Source organism: Kocuria sp. CCUG 69068, from assembly GCF_020833785.1.
GTDB lineage: Bacteria > Actinomycetota > Actinomycetes > Actinomycetales > Micrococcaceae > Kocuria > Kocuria rosea.
In genome coordinates, this window is sequence record NZ_PDDL01000024.1 from 27,455 (window position 1) to 43,685 (window position 16,231).

The 16,231-nt window shown below is 74.7% G+C and carries 16 protein-coding genes; 9 read left to right on the forward strand and 7 right to left on the reverse strand.

Features of this window, described 5'->3' with window-relative positions; translation table 11 throughout:
- Positions 1–10: 10 nt before the first annotated feature.
- Together CRM73_RS06980 and CRM73_RS06985 are read left to right on the forward strand one after the other, a co-directional pair.
- Positions 11–835 carry a glycerophosphodiester phosphodiesterase family protein gene (locus CRM73_RS06980; protein WP_017832089.1) on the forward strand — a complete coding sequence of 275 codons (825 nt, stop codon included), beginning with the start codon at positions 11–13 and terminating at the stop codon, positions 833–835.
- A gap of 40 nt (positions 836–875) precedes the next feature.
- A complete protein-coding gene (locus tag CRM73_RS06985) occupies positions 876–1,922 on the forward strand; it encodes an enoyl-CoA hydratase/isomerase family protein (protein ID WP_035925933.1) in 1,047 nt (348 codons plus the stop codon).
- A gap of 24 nt (positions 1,923–1,946) precedes the next feature.
- On the opposite strand, the gene CRM73_RS06990 is transcribed toward CRM73_RS06985, so the two are convergent.
- Positions 1,947–2,525 (reverse strand): hypothetical protein, encoded by a 579-nt coding sequence (locus tag CRM73_RS06990; RefSeq protein ID WP_229587238.1) that lies wholly within the window; start codon positions 2,523–2,525, stop codon positions 1,947–1,949.
- A gap of 271 nt (positions 2,526–2,796) precedes the next feature.
- Between CRM73_RS06990 and CRM73_RS06995 the strand changes: the two genes are divergently transcribed.
- Entirely contained in the window at positions 2,797–4,152 is a 1,356-nt protein-coding gene (locus tag CRM73_RS06995) for a phosphoribosyltransferase (RefSeq protein ID WP_031282285.1), read from the forward strand.
- Entirely contained in the window at positions 4,149–5,474 is a 1,326-nt protein-coding gene (locus CRM73_RS07000) for an erythromycin esterase family protein (RefSeq protein WP_126346533.1), read from the forward strand. The genes CRM73_RS06995 and CRM73_RS07000 overlap by 4 nt, the downstream gene beginning before the upstream one ends.
- Positions 5,475–5,494: 20 nt before the next feature.
- Here CRM73_RS07000 and CRM73_RS07005 read toward each other — a convergent pair whose 3' ends face one another.
- Positions 5,495–6,013 (reverse strand): hypothetical protein, encoded by a 519-nt coding sequence (locus tag CRM73_RS07005; RefSeq protein WP_229587239.1) that lies wholly within the window; start codon positions 6,011–6,013, stop codon positions 5,495–5,497.
- Between the two features lie 284 nt (positions 6,014–6,297).
- Here CRM73_RS07005 and CRM73_RS07010 point away from each other — a divergent pair, with 284 nt between their 5' ends.
- The 4 genes from CRM73_RS07010 (at position 6,298) to CRM73_RS07025 (ending at position 8,328) form a co-directional block, all read left to right on the forward strand.
- On the forward strand, positions 6,298–6,714 hold the full coding sequence (locus CRM73_RS07010) for an Hsp20/alpha crystallin family protein (protein WP_031282283.1): 417 nt from the start codon (positions 6,298–6,300) through the stop codon (positions 6,712–6,714).
- A 163-nt stretch (positions 6,715–6,877) separates the two neighbouring features.
- The gene (locus tag CRM73_RS07015; protein WP_017832082.1) at positions 6,878–7,309 is read left to right on the forward strand and encodes a universal stress protein; all 432 of its coding nucleotides are present in this window, start codon (positions 6,878–6,880) and stop codon (positions 7,307–7,309) included.
- Between the two features lie 76 nt (positions 7,310–7,385).
- A complete protein-coding gene (locus tag CRM73_RS07020) occupies positions 7,386–7,814 on the forward strand; it encodes a universal stress protein (RefSeq protein ID WP_017832081.1) in 429 nt (142 codons plus the stop codon).
- Between the two features lie 85 nt (positions 7,815–7,899).
- Positions 7,900–8,328, forward strand: a complete 429-nt coding sequence (locus tag CRM73_RS07025; protein WP_017832080.1) for a universal stress protein — start codon at positions 7,900–7,902, stop codon at positions 8,326–8,328.
- Positions 8,329–8,337: 9 nt separating this feature from the next.
- Here CRM73_RS07025 and CRM73_RS07030 read toward each other — a convergent pair whose 3' ends face one another.
- The 5 genes from CRM73_RS07030 to CRM73_RS07050 form a co-directional block, all read right to left on the reverse strand.
- Positions 8,338–10,227: a heavy metal translocating P-type ATPase gene (locus CRM73_RS07030; RefSeq protein WP_109222242.1), complete on the reverse strand. Its 1,890-nt coding sequence runs from the start codon at positions 10,225–10,227 to the stop codon at positions 8,338–8,340.
- The gene (gene ppsA / locus CRM73_RS07035; protein WP_229587240.1) at positions 10,224–12,641 is read right to left on the reverse strand and encodes a phosphoenolpyruvate synthase; all 2,418 of its coding nucleotides are present in this window, start codon (positions 12,639–12,641) and stop codon (positions 10,224–10,226) included. Before ppsA ends, CRM73_RS07030 begins: the two co-directional genes overlap by 4 nt.
- Position 12,642: 1 nt before the next feature.
- Positions 12,643–13,068 carry a hypothetical protein gene (locus tag CRM73_RS07040; protein ID WP_017832077.1) on the reverse strand — a complete coding sequence of 142 codons (426 nt, stop codon included), beginning with the start codon at positions 13,066–13,068 and terminating at the stop codon, positions 12,643–12,645.
- A gap of 37 nt (positions 13,069–13,105) precedes the next feature.
- Positions 13,106–13,507 carry a hypothetical protein gene (locus CRM73_RS07045; protein ID WP_109268622.1) on the reverse strand — a complete coding sequence of 134 codons (402 nt, stop codon included), beginning with the start codon at positions 13,505–13,507 and terminating at the stop codon, positions 13,106–13,108.
- Between the two features lie 149 nt (positions 13,508–13,656).
- A complete protein-coding gene (locus CRM73_RS07050; protein ID WP_017832075.1) occupies positions 13,657–15,015 on the reverse strand; it encodes a uracil-xanthine permease family protein in 1,359 nt (452 codons plus the stop codon).
- Between the two features lie 182 nt (positions 15,016–15,197).
- Between CRM73_RS07050 and CRM73_RS07055 the strand changes: the two genes are divergently transcribed.
- A partial coding sequence (locus CRM73_RS07055; RefSeq protein WP_229587241.1) for an iron-containing redox enzyme family protein occupies positions 15,198–16,231 on the forward strand: 1,034 nt, incomplete at its 3' end.

Below are 16,231 nucleotides of genomic sequence, written 5' to 3' on the forward strand. Positions count from 1 at the left end.
CAATAGGGGGGTGACCCCTCCAGCGCACCGGCGCGACGCCCCCGCAGCCCTGGCCCACCGCGGTTTCTGCCGGGACGGTGCCGAGAACACCCTCGACGCCTTCCGGGCGGCCCGGGACCTCGGCTACGAGTGGATCGAGACGGACGTCAACACGACGGCCGACGGGGTGGTCCTGTCCTTCCACGACGAGACCCTCGACCGCGTCACCGGCGGCAGCGGGAAGGTCTCCGCCCTGACCTGGGCGCAGATCAGGGCCGAGCGCGTCGCCGGTGCCGGGCGCATCCCCCGCTTCGCCGACCTGCTGACGGAGCTCCCCGAGCTGAAGTTCAACGTGGACGTCAAGGACGAGGCGTCCGTGGCGGCCCTGCCGGCGCTGCTCCACGAGCTCGGCGCTGTGGACCGGGTGCGGGTGACCTCCTTCTCCGAGAGCCGCCGGCGCCGCACGCTGCGGCGGATCCGCGAGCTGGACGGCCGGACCGTGCCCACGTCCTCCGGCAAGGAGGGGATGCGCCTGCTGCTCGTGTGCTCGTGGCTGGGCGGGCCCACCTGGCGGCTCGCGCGGCGGGCGGCCGCCCGGTGGATCGAGCCGTTCGACACCGTGCAGATCCCCCGCCGGTACCGGGTGCGGGGCGGGGCCGAGGTCCAGCTCGTGACCCCCCGCTTCCTGGACTTCGCCCACCGGCACGGCATCGACGTGCACGTGTGGACCGTCAACGAGACGGCCGAGATGGCGGAGCTGCTCGAGCTCGGGGTCGACGGGATCGTCACCGACCGGGCCGACCTGCTCGCCTCCCTCCTGGCGCAGCGTGGACAGTGGCCGCCCTCCGGCGTGTGAGCCGTGGCACGGCGGCGCGACCCGTGGCAGGGTGGGAGCCATGACCGACACCGCCACGACCGGCACCGCGCAGCACGTCCTGACCGAGGTCCGCAACGGCACCGGGCACATCGTGCTCAACCGGCCCCGTCAGCTCAACGCCCTCACCGCACAGATGTACCGGGACCTCAAGGCCGCGCTCGACGCGTGGCGGGACGACGACGCCGTGCGCCACGTGCTCGTCACCTCGGCCTCCCCGCGGGCGTGGTGCGCCGGCGGCGACATCCGGGAGGTCCGCGACGCCGTGCTCGCCGGGCGGACGGAGGAGGCCACGGGGGTGTTCGCCGTCGAGTACGCCCTCGACTGCCTGATCGCGGACTACCCCAAGCCCTACGTGGCGCTCATGAACGGGATCTGCATGGGCGGCGGCATGGGCATCTCCGTGCACGGTTCCCACCGCGTGGTGGGTCCCTCCACGGTCATGGCGATGCCCGAGACGAAGATCGGCTTCTTCACCGACATCGGCGCCTCCTGGTTCCTGCCGCGCGTCTCCCGGCCGGACCACCGCGGCGAACCGGGCCTGGCCGTGGGCCGCTGGCTCGCCCTCGGCGGGCAGCGGCTCGGCGGCGCGGACGCCGTCGCCCTCGGGCTGGCCGACGTCCTCGTGGCGGACGAGGACTTCGAGGCCCTCGCCGGGGCCGTGGTGGAGGAGGGCCCGGAGGACGCCCTCTCCCGCTTCGCGCGCGAGCCCGAGCCGTCCTCCGTGGTGGCGCGGTGGGAGGAGATCGAGGAGCGCTACGGCGCCCCGACCCTCGAGCAGATCGTCGCCGCCGCGCCGGAGGACCTCGCGGGGATGAGCCCCTCCTCGCTGGTGCGCACCTTCGAGCTGCTGGAGCGCGGCGCGGCCGACGACAGCGTGCGCTCCTGCCTCGAGCGGGAGCTGCGCCTCGCCGCGGACACGATCGCCCGCCCCGACTTCGCCGAGGGCGTGCGGGCGGTCCTCGTGGACAAGGACAACCGGCCGGCCTGGGAGCACGCCTCCGTCACGGACGTCGACGTCGCGGCCGTCCGGGCCGTGCTCGACGAGAAGCTGCCGCTGCCCCGCTGACCGGCCGGCACCGGCCCGGCGCGCTCAGCGGCGGGACGGGTGCTTCCCGTTGTCGCTGACCACCGGCCGGGGAGGACCCCACCGGTCACCGGCCGGGGTGGGGCGGTCCACGAACCGGCGGTAGCCGAGGTACAGCACCACGGCCAGCGCCACGGTGACCACGGCGAACGAGGCGACGGTGTCCTGCGAGACCAGGCTGCGGACCACGCTGTGCAGCAGCGTGAACAGACCGCCGAGCAGCACGCCGTGGGCGAGCACCGGCCGGCGCCGCTCCACCGCCAGGCTCGCCCCCAGCAGCACGACGGACGCGACCAGGGCGATCACGCCGACGTCGCGGCTGTACCGCATGTGCTCGACCTCCCACGCCCCCCGTTCGCGCTCGTAGGCCGCCCACTCCTGCTGCTCCTCCGGGGCGAGCTCGCGGGTCTCCCGCGCCATCGCGACCGCCGGGGGCGGCGCGGGCTCCTCCGGGCCGGGGTGGACCGTGGCGACGCCGAGACCCACGAACAGGGCCAGCAGCAGCCCCAGGAAGAACGTGTAGACCGTCCGCATGACCCTGCCGTCCGTGCGGTCCTCGGCGCTGTCCTGCGTGCGGTCCTTCATGCGGCGTGCTCCGTCTCCCCCGCCGGTGCGGGACGTCCGTCCAGGGCGCCCGGGTCCGCGGCCGGCCGGCCGCCGGGGCGTGCTCACATTGTGGGGCGGGCCTGCTCCGTTGTCCACGTCCGTCACCTGGCCCGCGGGCCTTCCACCGTGTTCCCCGCCTGCCTACGCTGGAGTCCTCCGCGGCGGCCCACGGGACCCGGGGGCGCGAACGGAGCCGGGCGAGCACCGGAGGGCGGTGGGCCGCGCGCCCGCCGGAGAGGCGGTGGGGACCATGGTGGTCTTCGAGAACAGGGTCGAGGCCGGGCGGCAGCTGGGGAAGCGGCTGAGGTCCCTGCGCGGGCAGGACGTGGTGGTGCTGGGGCTGCCCCGCGGCGGGGTGCCCGTGGCCCACGAGGTGGCCCGCATCCTGGACGCGCCGCTGGACGTCATCGTGGTGCGGAAACTGGGGGTCCCCTCCCAGCCCGAGCTGGCCATGGGGGCCATCGGGGAGGAGGGCGCCCGCGTGCTCGACGAGCGGACCCTCCAGTACTTCGGGGTGACGGACGCGCAGCTCGAGCAGATCGAGGCGCGGGAGCGGGCCGTGCTCGAGGCGCGGACGGCGCGCTTCCGGGAGGGCCGGGAGCGGGTCGATCTCACCGGGCGGACCGCCCTGGTCGTCGACGACGGCATCGCCACCGGCTCCACGGCCCGCGTGGCCTGCCGGATCGCCCGCCAGCTGGGCGCCGCGCGCGTGGTGCTGGCCGTCCCGGTGGCCCCGCAGGAGGCCCTGGGCCGGGTGGTGGAGGCGGACGAGGTGATCTGCCTCGCGACCCCGCCGTACTTCACGGCCGTCGGCTACCACTACCGGGACTTCTCCGCCACCGAGGACGACGAGGTGGTGGCCCTGCTGGACGCCGCCCGGCGCCGCCACCAGCCGGAGCTGCCCGCGCCGCCCCGGGCGGGGCCGGCCGCGCACGGCTATCCGGTCGACGCCGACGTGCGCATCCCGGCCGGGAGGGAGCAGCTCGAGGCGCACCTGCACCTGCCGGCGCCCGGCGCCGGGGTGGTGGTCTTCGCCCACGGCAGCGGCAGCAGCCGGCGCAGCCCGCGGAACCAGTACGTGGCCTCCGTCCTGCAGCAGGCGGGGCTCGGCACCCTGCTGCTCGACCTGCTCACCCCCGGGGAGGAGACGGACCGCGGCAACGTCTTCGACATCGGCCTGCTCGCCGAGCGGCTGCTCCTGGCCACGGCGTGGCTGCGCGAGCAGCCCGGTTCCGCGGCGTCCCCGGTCGGGTACTTCGGGGCGAGCACCGGCGCCGGCGCCGCCCTGTGGGCCGCGGCCGAGCCCGGCGCGTCCATCGCGGCCGTGGTCTCCCGCGGCGGCCGGCCGGACCTCGCGGACGAGCGGCTGCGCTCGGTGCAGGCACCCACCCTGCTGATCGTCGGCAGCGAGGACTCCGAGGTGCTCGGCCTCAACCGGTGGGCGCAGGAGTCGATGCGCTGCCCCACCCGGCTGGCCGTGGTGGAGGGCGCCACGCACCTCTTCGAGGAGCCCGGCACGCTCGCCGAGGCCGCCGCGCTGGCCCGGGACTGGTTCCTGCGCCACCTCTCCCCGGCCGGGGAGCACGGCGACGGGACGTCCCGGTGAGCCCGCTCGGGCGCGGCCCCTCCCGGGAGGCCGGGGTCCTCGCGGAGATCCGCTCCCTCGCCCAGCCGCTGGAGACGGCGCAGGACCTCGACCCGCTCGTGGAGCGCTGCGCCGGCGCCCGGTTCGTGTGCGTGGGGGAGGCGTCCCACGGCACGCACGAGTACTACCGGTGGCGGGCCCTGCTCAGCCGCCGGCTCATCGAGGAGCACGGCTTCACCTGGATCGGGGTCGAGGGGGACTGGCCGGACTGCTGGCGGATCGACCGGTGGGTGCGCGGCGAGGCGGACCAGGACCTCGACGCCCACGGCGTCCTCGCGGGCTTCGAGCGCTGGCCCACGTGGATGTGGGCGAACGAGGAGGTCGCCGAGTTCCTCGACTGGCTCCGGGAGGAGAACGCCCGCCGGGCCGGCCACGAGCAGGTCGGCTTCTACGGCCTGGACGTCTACTCGCTGTGGGACTCGCTGCGGGAGATCATCGGCTGGCTCGGGACGAGCGCCCCCGAGGCGCTGCCCGCCGCGCTGCAGGCGTGGCAGTGCTTCGTCCCCTTCCACGAGGACCCGCACCGCTACGCGTGGCGGACGCGGATCGTGCCCGAGAGCTGCGAGGCCGACGTCGTCGCCCTCCTCGCCGAGGTGCGCCGGCGCACCATGGACCGGACGGCCGGGGACCCCGCCGCGTTCGACGCCGTCCTCAACGCCATGGTGACGGTCGACGCCGAGCGCTACTACCGGACCATGGTGCGCGGCGACCGGCAGTCCTGGAACGTGCGGGACGAGCACATGGCGGACACCGCGGACCTGCTCTCCCGCCACCACGGGCCCGGCGCCAAGGGCCTGGTGTGGGAGCACAACTCCCACGTGGGGGACGCCCGGGCCACCGACATGTTCGACGCCGGGCTGGTCAACGTGGGTCAGCTGCTGCGCGAGCGCCACCCCGCGCACGAGGTGGTGCTGGTCGGCCTCGCCTCCTGGACCGGCACGGTGGTCGCGGCGGAGGCGTGGGGCGCGGCCGAGGAGGTGCTCGCCGTCCCGCAGGCTCGTGCCGGCAGCCACGAGGACCTCCTGCACCGGGCGCTGGAGGAGGACGCGGTGCTCGTCTTCGGCCGCGACCGCTCCGGGCCCTGGCTCTCCGGGAGGTTCGGCCACCGGGCCGTCGGGGTGGTGTACCACCCGTGGCGCGAGGCCGGCAACTACGTCCCCACCCGCATGGGGGAGCGCTACGACGCGCTGCTGTGGTTCGGGACGACCGCCGCCCTGCGGCCCCTGCACCACGAGGCCCCGCCCGAGGAGCCCGAGCTGGAGACCGAGCCGACGGGCTTCTAGAGGCGTCCCGGCGGAGCGGCTCAGACGCCGCTCTGCTCCCGGTGCGCCTCCTCGGGCGCGCCCGCCGGGGGACGGTCCTGGAAGAAGCGCCGGTGGCCGAGGACCAGCACCACCGCCAGGCCCACGCTCACGGCGACGAACGTCATGGTGGTCTCGCTGGAGGCGAAGCTGCGGCCGATGGCGTAGATCAGGGTGAACAGCCCGCCCAGCATCACCCCGTTGGTCAGCACCCTGTTGCGCTTCTCCAGCACGAGGCTGAGACCGAGCAGCACCACGGAGGCGCCCAGGGCCACGACCGCCACGTCGCGGCTGTAGCTCTGCTGCTCCTCCTGCCACTGCCGCCACTGCCGGTCGTTCTCCTCCAACTCCGCGCGCTGCTCCTCGGTCGGAGCGCCCCCCTCGGGCACGAACTCCATCCCCGCGGTCGGCTCCGGCATCTCCGGCCCCGGATAGAACGTCTGGATCCCCAGGCCCACGAACAGGGCCAGCAGGGCCCCCAGGAAGAACGTGTAGACGATCTTCATCACGTTGTTGTCCACCGCGGACACCCCGCTCTCTCCCGGTCCCCGGGGTGGCCGCCGGACGGCGACAGAACCCGTGGGGATGCCCCGATTATCGCCCTGTCGCACCTGCGAATCCAGTGTCCCCGGGGGCCGGTGGAGCGGGCCCCCGTCATCATGCGTCCCGGACCCCGCGGCCCTTACGCGCCCGGTCGGCGGTGTCTACGCTTGAAGGGTCGAGGCGGACCGCACCGGTCCCGCCGGCCGTCCGGGACGACGTCCCGGACGGCCGCGGCACCGGTGCCACGGGAAGGAGTCAGGTCATGGCCGGATTGATGCGCAGGGAGGGGCTGGAGATGCTCGAGCCCCTCCGACGCCTCCTGGAGGGGGACGTCGAGGCCTCCTGGCCCCGTGTGGAGGAGTACCGGGACGGCGACACCGTGGTGATCCGGGCGGAGCTGCCCGGCATCGACCCCGAGCAGGACGTGGAGCTCACGGTGGCCGACGACGTGCTCCACCTGCGGGCCGAGCGCAGGGAGCGGACCGAGCACAAGGACAAGGGCGGTTACCGCTCGGAGTTCCGCTACGGCTCGTTCTCCCGCGCCCTGCCGCTGCCCGCCGGGTGCCGGGACGAGGACATCAGCGCCGCGTACCGCGACGGCGTGCTGGAGGTGCGCGTGCCCGTCGCCGGGCACGTCGAGCCGCCCGCGACCCGGAAGATCCAGGTCACCCGCGGCTGAGGACGCCGCGCGCCGCCCGTGCGACGGCAGGCGGGACGGGGCGGTGCCGCCCGTCGGCCGTCATGCGGGCCCCGGGACCGGGGATCCGTTGTGACGGACCTCACCGGGTCCTATCGTGGAGACAGGCGGACCGGCCGGCCCGCCGGGAACAAGGGGGAACACCATGGGCGAGCCGTCGTCCGGAGGCCGGATCGTCGTGGGAGTCGACGGGTCCGGGTCGTCCAAGGCCGCGCTCCGGGAGGGAGTGCGGCTCGCCGAGGCCCTGGGCGCACCGCTCGAGGCCATCATGTGCTGGGAGGACCCGCTGCTCTACGAGAGCTACCGCGTGGTGGACCCCGAGGAGTTCCGCCGCGGCAGCGAGCAGCTGTTCGAGAGCACCCTCGAGGAGGTGTTCGGGGAGCAGCGCCCGGCGAACCTGACCACCCGGCTCCTGCGCGGCCAGCCCGCCGCCCGGCTCATCGAGGAGAGCGAGGAGGCCCGGATGCTCGTGGTGGGCCGGCGGGGAACGGGCGGGGTGCTGGGGATGATCCTCGGCTCCGTCTCCTCGGCCCTCGTCTCCCACGCCAAGTGCCCCGTCCTCGTGGTGCGGCACTGAGCGGTCCGCCAGGTTCCTGGCGGCCGGAGCGCGCCCCGGGCACGGACCGCGGGCGCCGGAACGAAGGAGCTCGGCCATGGAGACACCGTCACAGCAGCGGATCCTCGTCGGCATCGACGGATCGGACTCCTCGAAGGAGGCCCTCCGGGCGGGGGACAGGATCGCCCGCGCCCTGGGCGTCCCGCTGACCGCCCTCATGTTCTGGGAGGGGCCGCCCCTCTACGAGGGCTGGGAGACCGTCGACCCGGACCGGCCGCCGGCCGGCAGCGTGGAGCTGCTCCGCTCGACGGTCGCCGACGTGTTCGGCGCGGACCCCCCGGAGCACGTGCGCGCCGAGCTGCTCCACGGACGGGCCGCGGCCCGCCTGGTCGAGGAGAGCGAGAACGCCCTGATGCTGGTGCTCGGGCGCCGCGGCCACGGAGGCCTGCGGGGCTCGGCCCTGGGCTCCGTCTCCAACGCGTGCATCGACCACGCCCACTGCCCGGTGCTGGTCGTCCGGCACTGACCGGCCGGCGCCGGCCACCCGGCGCGGGCCACGCGGCACCGACAGGCCGGCTCCCGGCAGCCGGCCCGGACAAGGAGGTTCGGTCATGAACGCACCGACGGACCAGCGGATCCTCGTGGGGATCGACGGCTCGGAGTCCTCGATGGAGGCCCTGCGACTCGCCGCGAGGCTCGCGGAGGCCCTCGACGCCCCGCTCGAGGCGATCGCGTGCGCGGGGGACCCCACCGTGCTGGACGCCGAGCTCCTCGTCGACGAGGAGGCGCTGCGCGCCAACCACGAGCGGATCCTTGCGCGCACGGTCGCGGCCGTCTTCGGGGAGGACGTCCCCGGCCGCCTGACCACCACGGTGACGCACGGCCGCCCGGCAGGCCGGCTCATCACGGAGAGCGAGACCGCGCAGCTGCTCGTGCTCGGCCGGCGCGGCCGCGGCGGGCTGCTCGGCTCCTCCCTGGGCTCGGTCTCCCACGCGTGCGTCTCCTACGCCCACTGCCCGGTGCTCGTCGTCCGGCACTGAGCCGGCCGGTCACCGTTCGCCGCGGGGCCCGCGGAGGGCGCGCAGGGCGTTGAGGATGGCCAGGAGGTCCACGACCTCCTGGCTGAGGGCGCCGAAGATCGCGGGGATCGCCCCGGTGGCGGCCACGAGCATGAGCACCACGGACAGGGCGATGCCCAGCCAGATGCTCTGCAGGGCCACCTGCATGGTGCGCCGGCCGATCCGCACCGCCGTCGCGGTCCTGGCGAGGTCCTCGGTGAGGATCACGACGTCGGCGGACTCGCTGGCGGCGGTCGCGCCCCGGGCGCCCATCGCGACGCCGACGTCGGCGGCGGCGAGCACGGGGGCGTCGTTGACGCCGTCGCCGACCATGAGCACCGGACGGTGCGGGGCGCTGCGGACGGTGCGGACCTTGTCCTCGGGCAGGCACTCGGGCAGCACCCGGGTGATGCCCAGCGCCGCGGCGACGTGCTCCACGGTGGCGCGGGCGTCACCGCTGAGCACGAGGATCTCCCGGATCCCGAGCGCGGTCAGCTCGGCCATCGTGGCCGCCGCGTCCTCGCGCACCTGGTCGCTCATCACCAGGGTGCCGGCGAAGCGGCCGTCCACGGCCACGTAGACGGCCAGCTCGCCCGGCCCGAGCGCCTGCTCGACCACGTCCGGGGCGGAGCGGGCCACGTGGGCGCGCTTGCCGACCACCACCCGGCGTCCCTCCACGGTGGCGGTGACCCCGTGGGTGGCCTCCTCGTGAGCCTCCTCGGCCGGGGCCGGCGCGAGCCCCCGGGCGAGCGCGGCGTCCCGCACCGAGGCGGAGAGCACGTGGGAGGAGTACTGCTCGGCGGACGCCGTCAGGCGCAGCAGCTCCTCCTCCGGGAACGGGGGGCGGGCGTGGACGGCCAGCAGCTCGGGGCGGCCGTAGGTGATCGTCCCGGTCTTGTCGAAGGCCACGGTGCGCACCGCGGCGAGCCGCTCGAGGGTCCCGGCGTTCTTGATGATGACGCCGTTGCGCGCCGCCCGGCTCATCCCGCCCAGGAACGCCACGGGGGCGGCGATCAGCAGCGGGCAGGGGGTGGCCACCACGAGCACCTCCGCGAAGACCACCGGGTCCCCGTGGTACCACCACGCCAGCCCGGCCACGAGGAGGGCGAACGCGGTGAAGGGCACGGCGTAGCGGTCGGCCAGGCGCACCACCGGCGCTCGGGACTCCGCGGCCTCCCGCACCATCGCCACGATCTGGGAGTACTGGCTGTCCGCCGCGGTGGCGGTGGCCCGCAGCACCACGGCCTGCTGCTCGTTGAGGACGCCCGAGAGCACCGGCTCCCCGGCGCGGCGGGTCACGGGCAGGCTCTCCCCGGTGATGGAGGACTCGTCGAAGTCGGCCTCCGCGCCGACCAGGCACCCGTCCACGGGGACGACCTCGGCGGGGCGGACCAGCAGCTCGTCCCCGGGGCGGACCTCCTCGACCGGGACGTCCTCGACGGACCCGTCCGGGTGCCGCCGGTGGGCCAGCACCGGAGCCCGCTCGAGCAGCGCGTTGAGCTCCTTGCGGGCCCGGTTCGCCGCGTAGTCCTCGAGGGCCTGGCCACCGGTGAGCATGAGGACCACCACGAGGGACGCCAGGTACTCGCCGACCGCCACGGTCGAGCTGATCGCCGTGACGGCCAGCAGGTCCACGCCCCAGTGCCCGGCGACGACATCCGCGACCATGCCCCACGCCACCCGGGCGGCCACGACCAGGGCCCACCCGGAGCCCAGCCACTGCGCCGGCCCCGGCTGCCCGGCGACCAGCAGCCCCACGACCACGGCGCCCACGGCCAGGGTCACGGCCACGAGCGGATAGCGCCGCGGGAACTCGAGCAGCCGTCCCGCGCGGCCGGGCTCGACGTCCAGGTCGGGGCGTGCGCCCACCGAGAGGCTCATGCGTCCATTGTGCCCCCGGGCCCGGCCGCGAGGCGCCGCTCGGTCTCGGCGATCCGCCGCGCGGTGCGCAGGAAGCTGTCCGGGTTCAGGGAGATCGAGTCGATCCCCTCCCGCACCAGGAACTCGGCGAAGTCGGGGTGGTTGCTGGGCCCCTGGCCGCAGATGCCGATGGGGATGCCCGCGGCGTGGGCCTTGCGGATCGCCTCGCTGATCATCCGGGTCACGGCCTCGTCCCGCTCGTCGAACAGCGCCCGCAGGGCCTCCGCGTCCCGGTCCACCCCCAGGACGAGCTGCGTGAGGTCGTTGGAGCCGATGGAGAAGCCGTCGAACCGCGTGGCGAACTGCTCTGCCAGGACCACGTTGGAGGGGATCTCGCACATCATGTACACCTTCAGGCCGTGCCGCCCGCGCTCGAGGCCGTGCTCGGCCATCGTGGCCAGGACCAGGTCCGCCTCGCCCACGGTGCGGCAGAAGGGAACCATGACCACCACGTTGTCGAAGCCGATGCGCTCGCGCACCCGCCGCAGCGCCCGGCACTCGAGGGCGAAGCCCTCCCGGTACCGGGGGTCGTAGTAGCGGGAGGCCCCCCGGAAGCCGAGCATCGGGTTCTCCTCGGGCTCCTCGAAGGCCGCCCCGCCCACGAGATGGGCGTACTCGTTGGACTTGAAGTCGCTGAGCCGCACGATCACCGGCCGGGGGTGGTACGGGGCGGCGAGCTTGGCGAGGCCCAGCGCCAGCGTCTGCACGAAGTACTCCTGGCCGTCCGGGAAGCCCGCCGTCAGCTCCGCGATCCGCCGGCGGTCCGCCTCGTCCCGGACCCGCTCCGGGTGCACGAGGGCCATGGGGTGGACCTCGACGATGTTGTTGACGACGAACTCCATCCGGGCCAGACCCACCCCGTCGGCCGGCAGCCGCCACCAGCGGAAGGCCGCGGCGGGGCTCGCCACGTTGACCATGATCGCGGTGCGCGACTCCGGCAGCTCCCCGAGGTCGACCTCCTCGACGTCGAACGGGAGGGTGCCCTCGTAGACCGTGCCCCGGTCGCCCGCCGCGCAGGAGACCGTCAGCTCCTGGCCCTCCGGGATGGTCCGCGAGGCGTCCCCGGTGCCGACGACGGCGGGCAGGCCCAGCTCCCGGCTGACGATCGCCGCGTGGCTGGTGGTCCCGCCGTGGTCGGTGACGATCGCGGCGGCGCGCTTCATCACCGGGACCCAGTCCGGGTCCGTCATCTCGGTGACGAGCACCGACCCGTCCCGGAAGGACTCGATGTCCGCCGCGGTGCGGACCACGCAGGCCGGGCCGGTGGCCACGGCGTCCCCGACCGCGGCGCCCACCGCGAGCACGCGCCCCTCGCCCCGGAGGTGGTGGATCGTGAAGCGGGTCCCGCTGCGACCGGCCTGGACGGTCTCCGGCCTGGCCTGCAGGAGGAACAGCTCTCCCGTCAGCCCGTCCTTCGCCCACTCCAGGTCCATGGGGCGGCCGTAGTGGTCCTCGACGAGCACGGCCCAGCGGCCGAGCCGCAGGACGTCGTCGTCGCCGAGCACCCACGCCTGCCGCTCCGCGGGGGAGGTCTGCACGAGCCGGGTGGCGGCGGCCCCGGCAGGGGCGTCGTCGTCGTGGACGAGCTTGTGCAGCTTGGCCCCCCGGGTCCGCTCCACGATCGGGGCCTCCGCCACGTCGAGGAGGGGCTTGAACACGAGGTACTTGTCCGGGTCCACGGTGCCCTGCACGACCGTCTCGCCCAGGCCCCACGTCGCGCTGACCACGGCCACGCGCGGGAAGCCGCTCTCGGTGTCGATCGAGAACATCACCCCGGAGCAGCCGAGGTCCGCCCGGACCATCTCCTGCACGCCGACGGACAGGGCGACCGCGAGGTGGTCGAACCGCTTGAGCTCCCGGTAGGTGATGGCCCGGTCCGTGAACAGGGACGCGTAGCACCGCCGGCACGCCTCCAGCAGCTCGTCCTCGCCGACCACGTTGAGGAACGTCTCCTGCTGGCCGGCGAAGCTCGCGTCCGGGAGGTCCTCCGCGGTCGCGCTGCTGCGCACGGCCACGGACAGTCCGGCGCGGCCCGTGCGCGCGGAGAGCTCCCGGTAGAACTGCCGGATCTGCCGTGCCGTCCCCGCGGGGAACTCGCCGCGCAGGAACAGCTCGCGCACGGCGGCGCCGGTCTCCCGCAGCGTGGCACGGCCCGCGCGGTGGTCCTCGAGCCGGTCCCGGAGGGCGGGGCCGATCCCGTTGGCCTCCACGTAGGACCGGTACGCGTCCGCGGTGGTCGCGAAGCCACCCGGCACGCGCACCCCCCGGGAGGCCAGCTCCCGGACCATCTCCCCGAGGGAGGCGTTCTTGCCGCCCACCCGGGGGACGTCCGCGATCCCGAGCTCCTCGAACCAGTGGACCTCGGGGCCGGCCACGTCAGCTCCGCCGGCTCAGCAGGTCCGCGCAGGCCTCGTCGCACCGTTCGCACGCCTCGGCCACGAGGGCGCAGTGCTCGTAGACCTCGGCGTGCCGCCGGCACGCGTCCCGGCACGCCCGGGCCGCGGCCCCGCACGCCTCGAGCAGCGGCACCAGCACGGCCCGGCCGTCCCCGGGCTCCGGGAAGCCGAGGCGGGCCAGCACCTGGGCGGTGGCCGAGCCGATCACCGCGCAGTCCTGCTCGGCGCGCAGGCAGTCGCGGAGGTCCGCGACGGCGTCCTCCTCCACGCAGGCGTCGGCGCCGATCCGGCAGATCTGGGCGGCCTCGAGGCACGCCTCGATGCACCGGACCTCCGCCGCCCGCTCCTCGCGCGCGAGCTCGGGGGCGGCGGGGTGCGCCATCAGGGCGCGGCTGATCGTGCTCACGGGGTGTCCTCCCTCTGGTGGGACGGTACGGGCCGGTTCAGCCCGCGAGGCGGGACCGCGGGGCGGCTCCGCTCCGTGCCCCCCGGCGCGCGGGCTCGGGGGCCCCGGGGCGGCGCCGGGCGTTCGCCCACCCGGCGAGCCGGGTCACGGTGCCGTGGCCGGGGAGCTCGGCGGGGAGGACGAAGTCGACGGCGGGCGTGCCGCGCACCGCGTCCTCGTGCTCCGCGGCCCAGCGCAGCAGGTCCACGGCGACCGGTTCGACGTGGTGGGCGGTGGTGAGGTCCAGGACCACGGCGATGTCCGGGGCGAGGGTGCGGGCACGGCGGACGAGGGGGCACAGGGCCCGGTGGTTGAGCTCGGTGACGCACCCGCTGACGACGAGCCGGATGTGCCGGCCGTCGAGGTCGACCTGGACGAGAACGGACGGTTTGTGGTGCATGGTCTCTCCCCTGCAGCTCGTGGTGCGCGGCCGGCTGCTCGGCCCTCCCGCACTCCACGCTAGGGGAAAGGAGACCTGGGTCACCAAGAAAGGCGGCCCCTCACCGGCACATTTCGTCTACCGACGAGTAGAGGGGTGTCCGGCGCAGCTCAGCCCAGGGGGGAGGGCAGCCGCGTGGTGTCGGGGGCGAGCGGGTCGCTGCCCACCGTCCCCCGCACGCGGGCCAGGAACGACATGAGGTGGTAGACCACGAGCGTGGCCGCCGTGCCGAGGGCGATGCCCGCGAACTGCAACCCTGAGGCCTCCCACGTGTAGTCGGCGATCCCGATGATCATGGCCACCGCGGCGGTGGTGAGGTTGACCGGGTTCGAGAAGTCCACGCGGTTCTGCACCCAGATCCGCACGCCGAGCATGCCGATCATCCCGTACAGCACCGTGGCGGCTCCGCCCAGGACCCCTGCGGGGACCGTGGCCACCGCGGCGCCGAAGACCGGGAAGACGCTCAGCAGGATCGCCACCACGGCGGCGACCCAGTAGGCCGCCGTCGAGTAGACGCGCGTGGCCGCCATGACGCCGATGTTCTCGGCGTAGGTCGTGGTGCCCGAGCCGCCGCCCGAGCCGGCGATCATGGTGGCGAGCCCGTCGGACATGATCGCCCGCCCCATGTACGGGTCGAGGTCGTCGCCGGTCATGAGCGCCACGGACTTCACGTGCCCGATGTTCTCGGCGACCAGCACGAGGATGACGGGGACGAACAGGCCCATCAGGGGCAGGTGGAACTCGGGGGTCTGGAACGGGGGCAGCCCGAAGAGGCCCTGCTGCTGCCAGGCGGTGTCGATCCGGCTGAAGTCCACCTCGTCGCGCAGCACCGCGGTGACGTACCCGATGGCCACGCCCAGCAGGATCGACAGGCGCCCGGGCAGGCCGCGGAAGAGCACCGAGACGAGGATGATGGAGGACAGCGTCACCAGTGCGGTGACGGGGGCCTCCATGAAGTTGTCCTTCGCGGACGGCGCCAGGTTGAACCCGATGAGCGCCACGATGGTGCCCGTGACCAGCGGCGGCATGAGCTTCTGGAGCCAGGCGGTGCCCGCGAACTGCACCACCAGGCCGATGAGGAACAGCGCCGCGCCGGCCATGAGGACCCCGCCCAGCGCGCCGCCGGGACCGTACTGGTTCATCGAGGCGGTGATGGGGGCGATGAAGGCGAAGGACGAGCCGAGGTAGGAGGGGACCCGGCCGGCGGTGACCACCAGGAACAGGATCGTGCCCACGCCGGAGAAGAACAGCGTGGTGGACGGCGGGAAGCCCGTGATCAGCGGCACCAGGAACGTGGCGCCGAACATGGCGACCACGTGCTGCGCGCCGATGGTGACCGTCCGGGGCCAGGTGAGCCGCTCGCGCGGCCTGACGACCTCCCCGGCAGTGACGGTGCGGCCGTCGCCGTGGAGGCGCCAGCCCAGGCCGAGGCGGGTGGCGATGGTGCGTCCGGGCACGGGGGAACTCATGCGGGTCTCCTCGACGGCGGGGTGGGAGCCCGGATCCGGGCCTCCACCACTGTACTCGGTGCTCCGCCGGGCGGAGCGGGGGGCCGGACCCGGCGCTGTCGGAGGCCGTCCATATGATCAGCACGGTGATGGAAACTATGATGGTGGGCGATCACCCCCCGCACCCGGACAGGAGTCGACACATGCGTCAGCCACAGCCACGAGGGCCGCTCGGCGAGGACCTCCTCGCGGTGCTCCGGGAGGAGCCCGGCACCCCCGGGGCCGAGGCCCGGGCCGGGGCGCTGCCGGCGGCCGCCCGCGCCGCCGTGTCCCGCGCGGACGGCGTGCTCGCCGACGACGACGTCCAGCTCAGCCTGTTCGTCCTGCACGCCCTGCACTACCAGGGCGTCGACGGGGTCGACGACCGCTGGGAGAGCGACCCCGAGCTGCTGCGCGCGCGGGAGGTCCTCTCCGGCGCGCTCGAGGTCGAGCTGCGCGCGGAGCTGCCCGCCGACACCGTGCCCGGCACGCCGCAGGCGGTCGCCGACGCCCTGTTCGCCATCGCCGCCGACGACGACGGGCCGAGCCTCGCGCGCCACCTCTCCGGCCGGGCGGACGCCGAGCAGGCCCGGGAGTTCCTGCAGCTGAAGTCCGTCTACCAGCTCATGGAGGGCGACCCGCACACCTGGGGCATCCCCCGGCTGAGCGGCCGGGCGAAGGCCGGACTGATCGAGATCCAGGTCGACGAGTACGGCGGCGGCGACGCCGCGCGCATGCACTCGGCCCTGTTCGCGGCCGGGATGCGCGAGGCCGGCCTCGACGACTCCTACGGCAGCGCCGTGGACCGGGTGCCCGCCGAGTGGCTCGCCGGGGTCAACACCGTCACGATGTTCGGTCTGCACCGCCGGCTGCGCGGCGCGGTGGTGGGGCACCTGGCGATGTACGAGATGACGTCGTCGGTGCCCTCCAAGTTCCTGGCGCGCGGCTTCCACCGCCTGGGACTGCCCGCCGCGGCGGCGTTCTACGACGAGCACGTCGAGGCCGACGCCGCCCACGAGCAGATCGCGGCCCGGGACATGGCCGGCGGCCTCGTGGTCGACGAGCCCGCCGTCGCGGCGGACGTCTTCTTCGGCGCGCGCTGCGTCCTGCACCTGGACGCGCTCGCCGCCCGCCACGCGCTCGCGCGGTGGGAGGCGGGGGAGTCCGCGCTGCGCCCGGCCGCGGCGGAGCCGTCCCG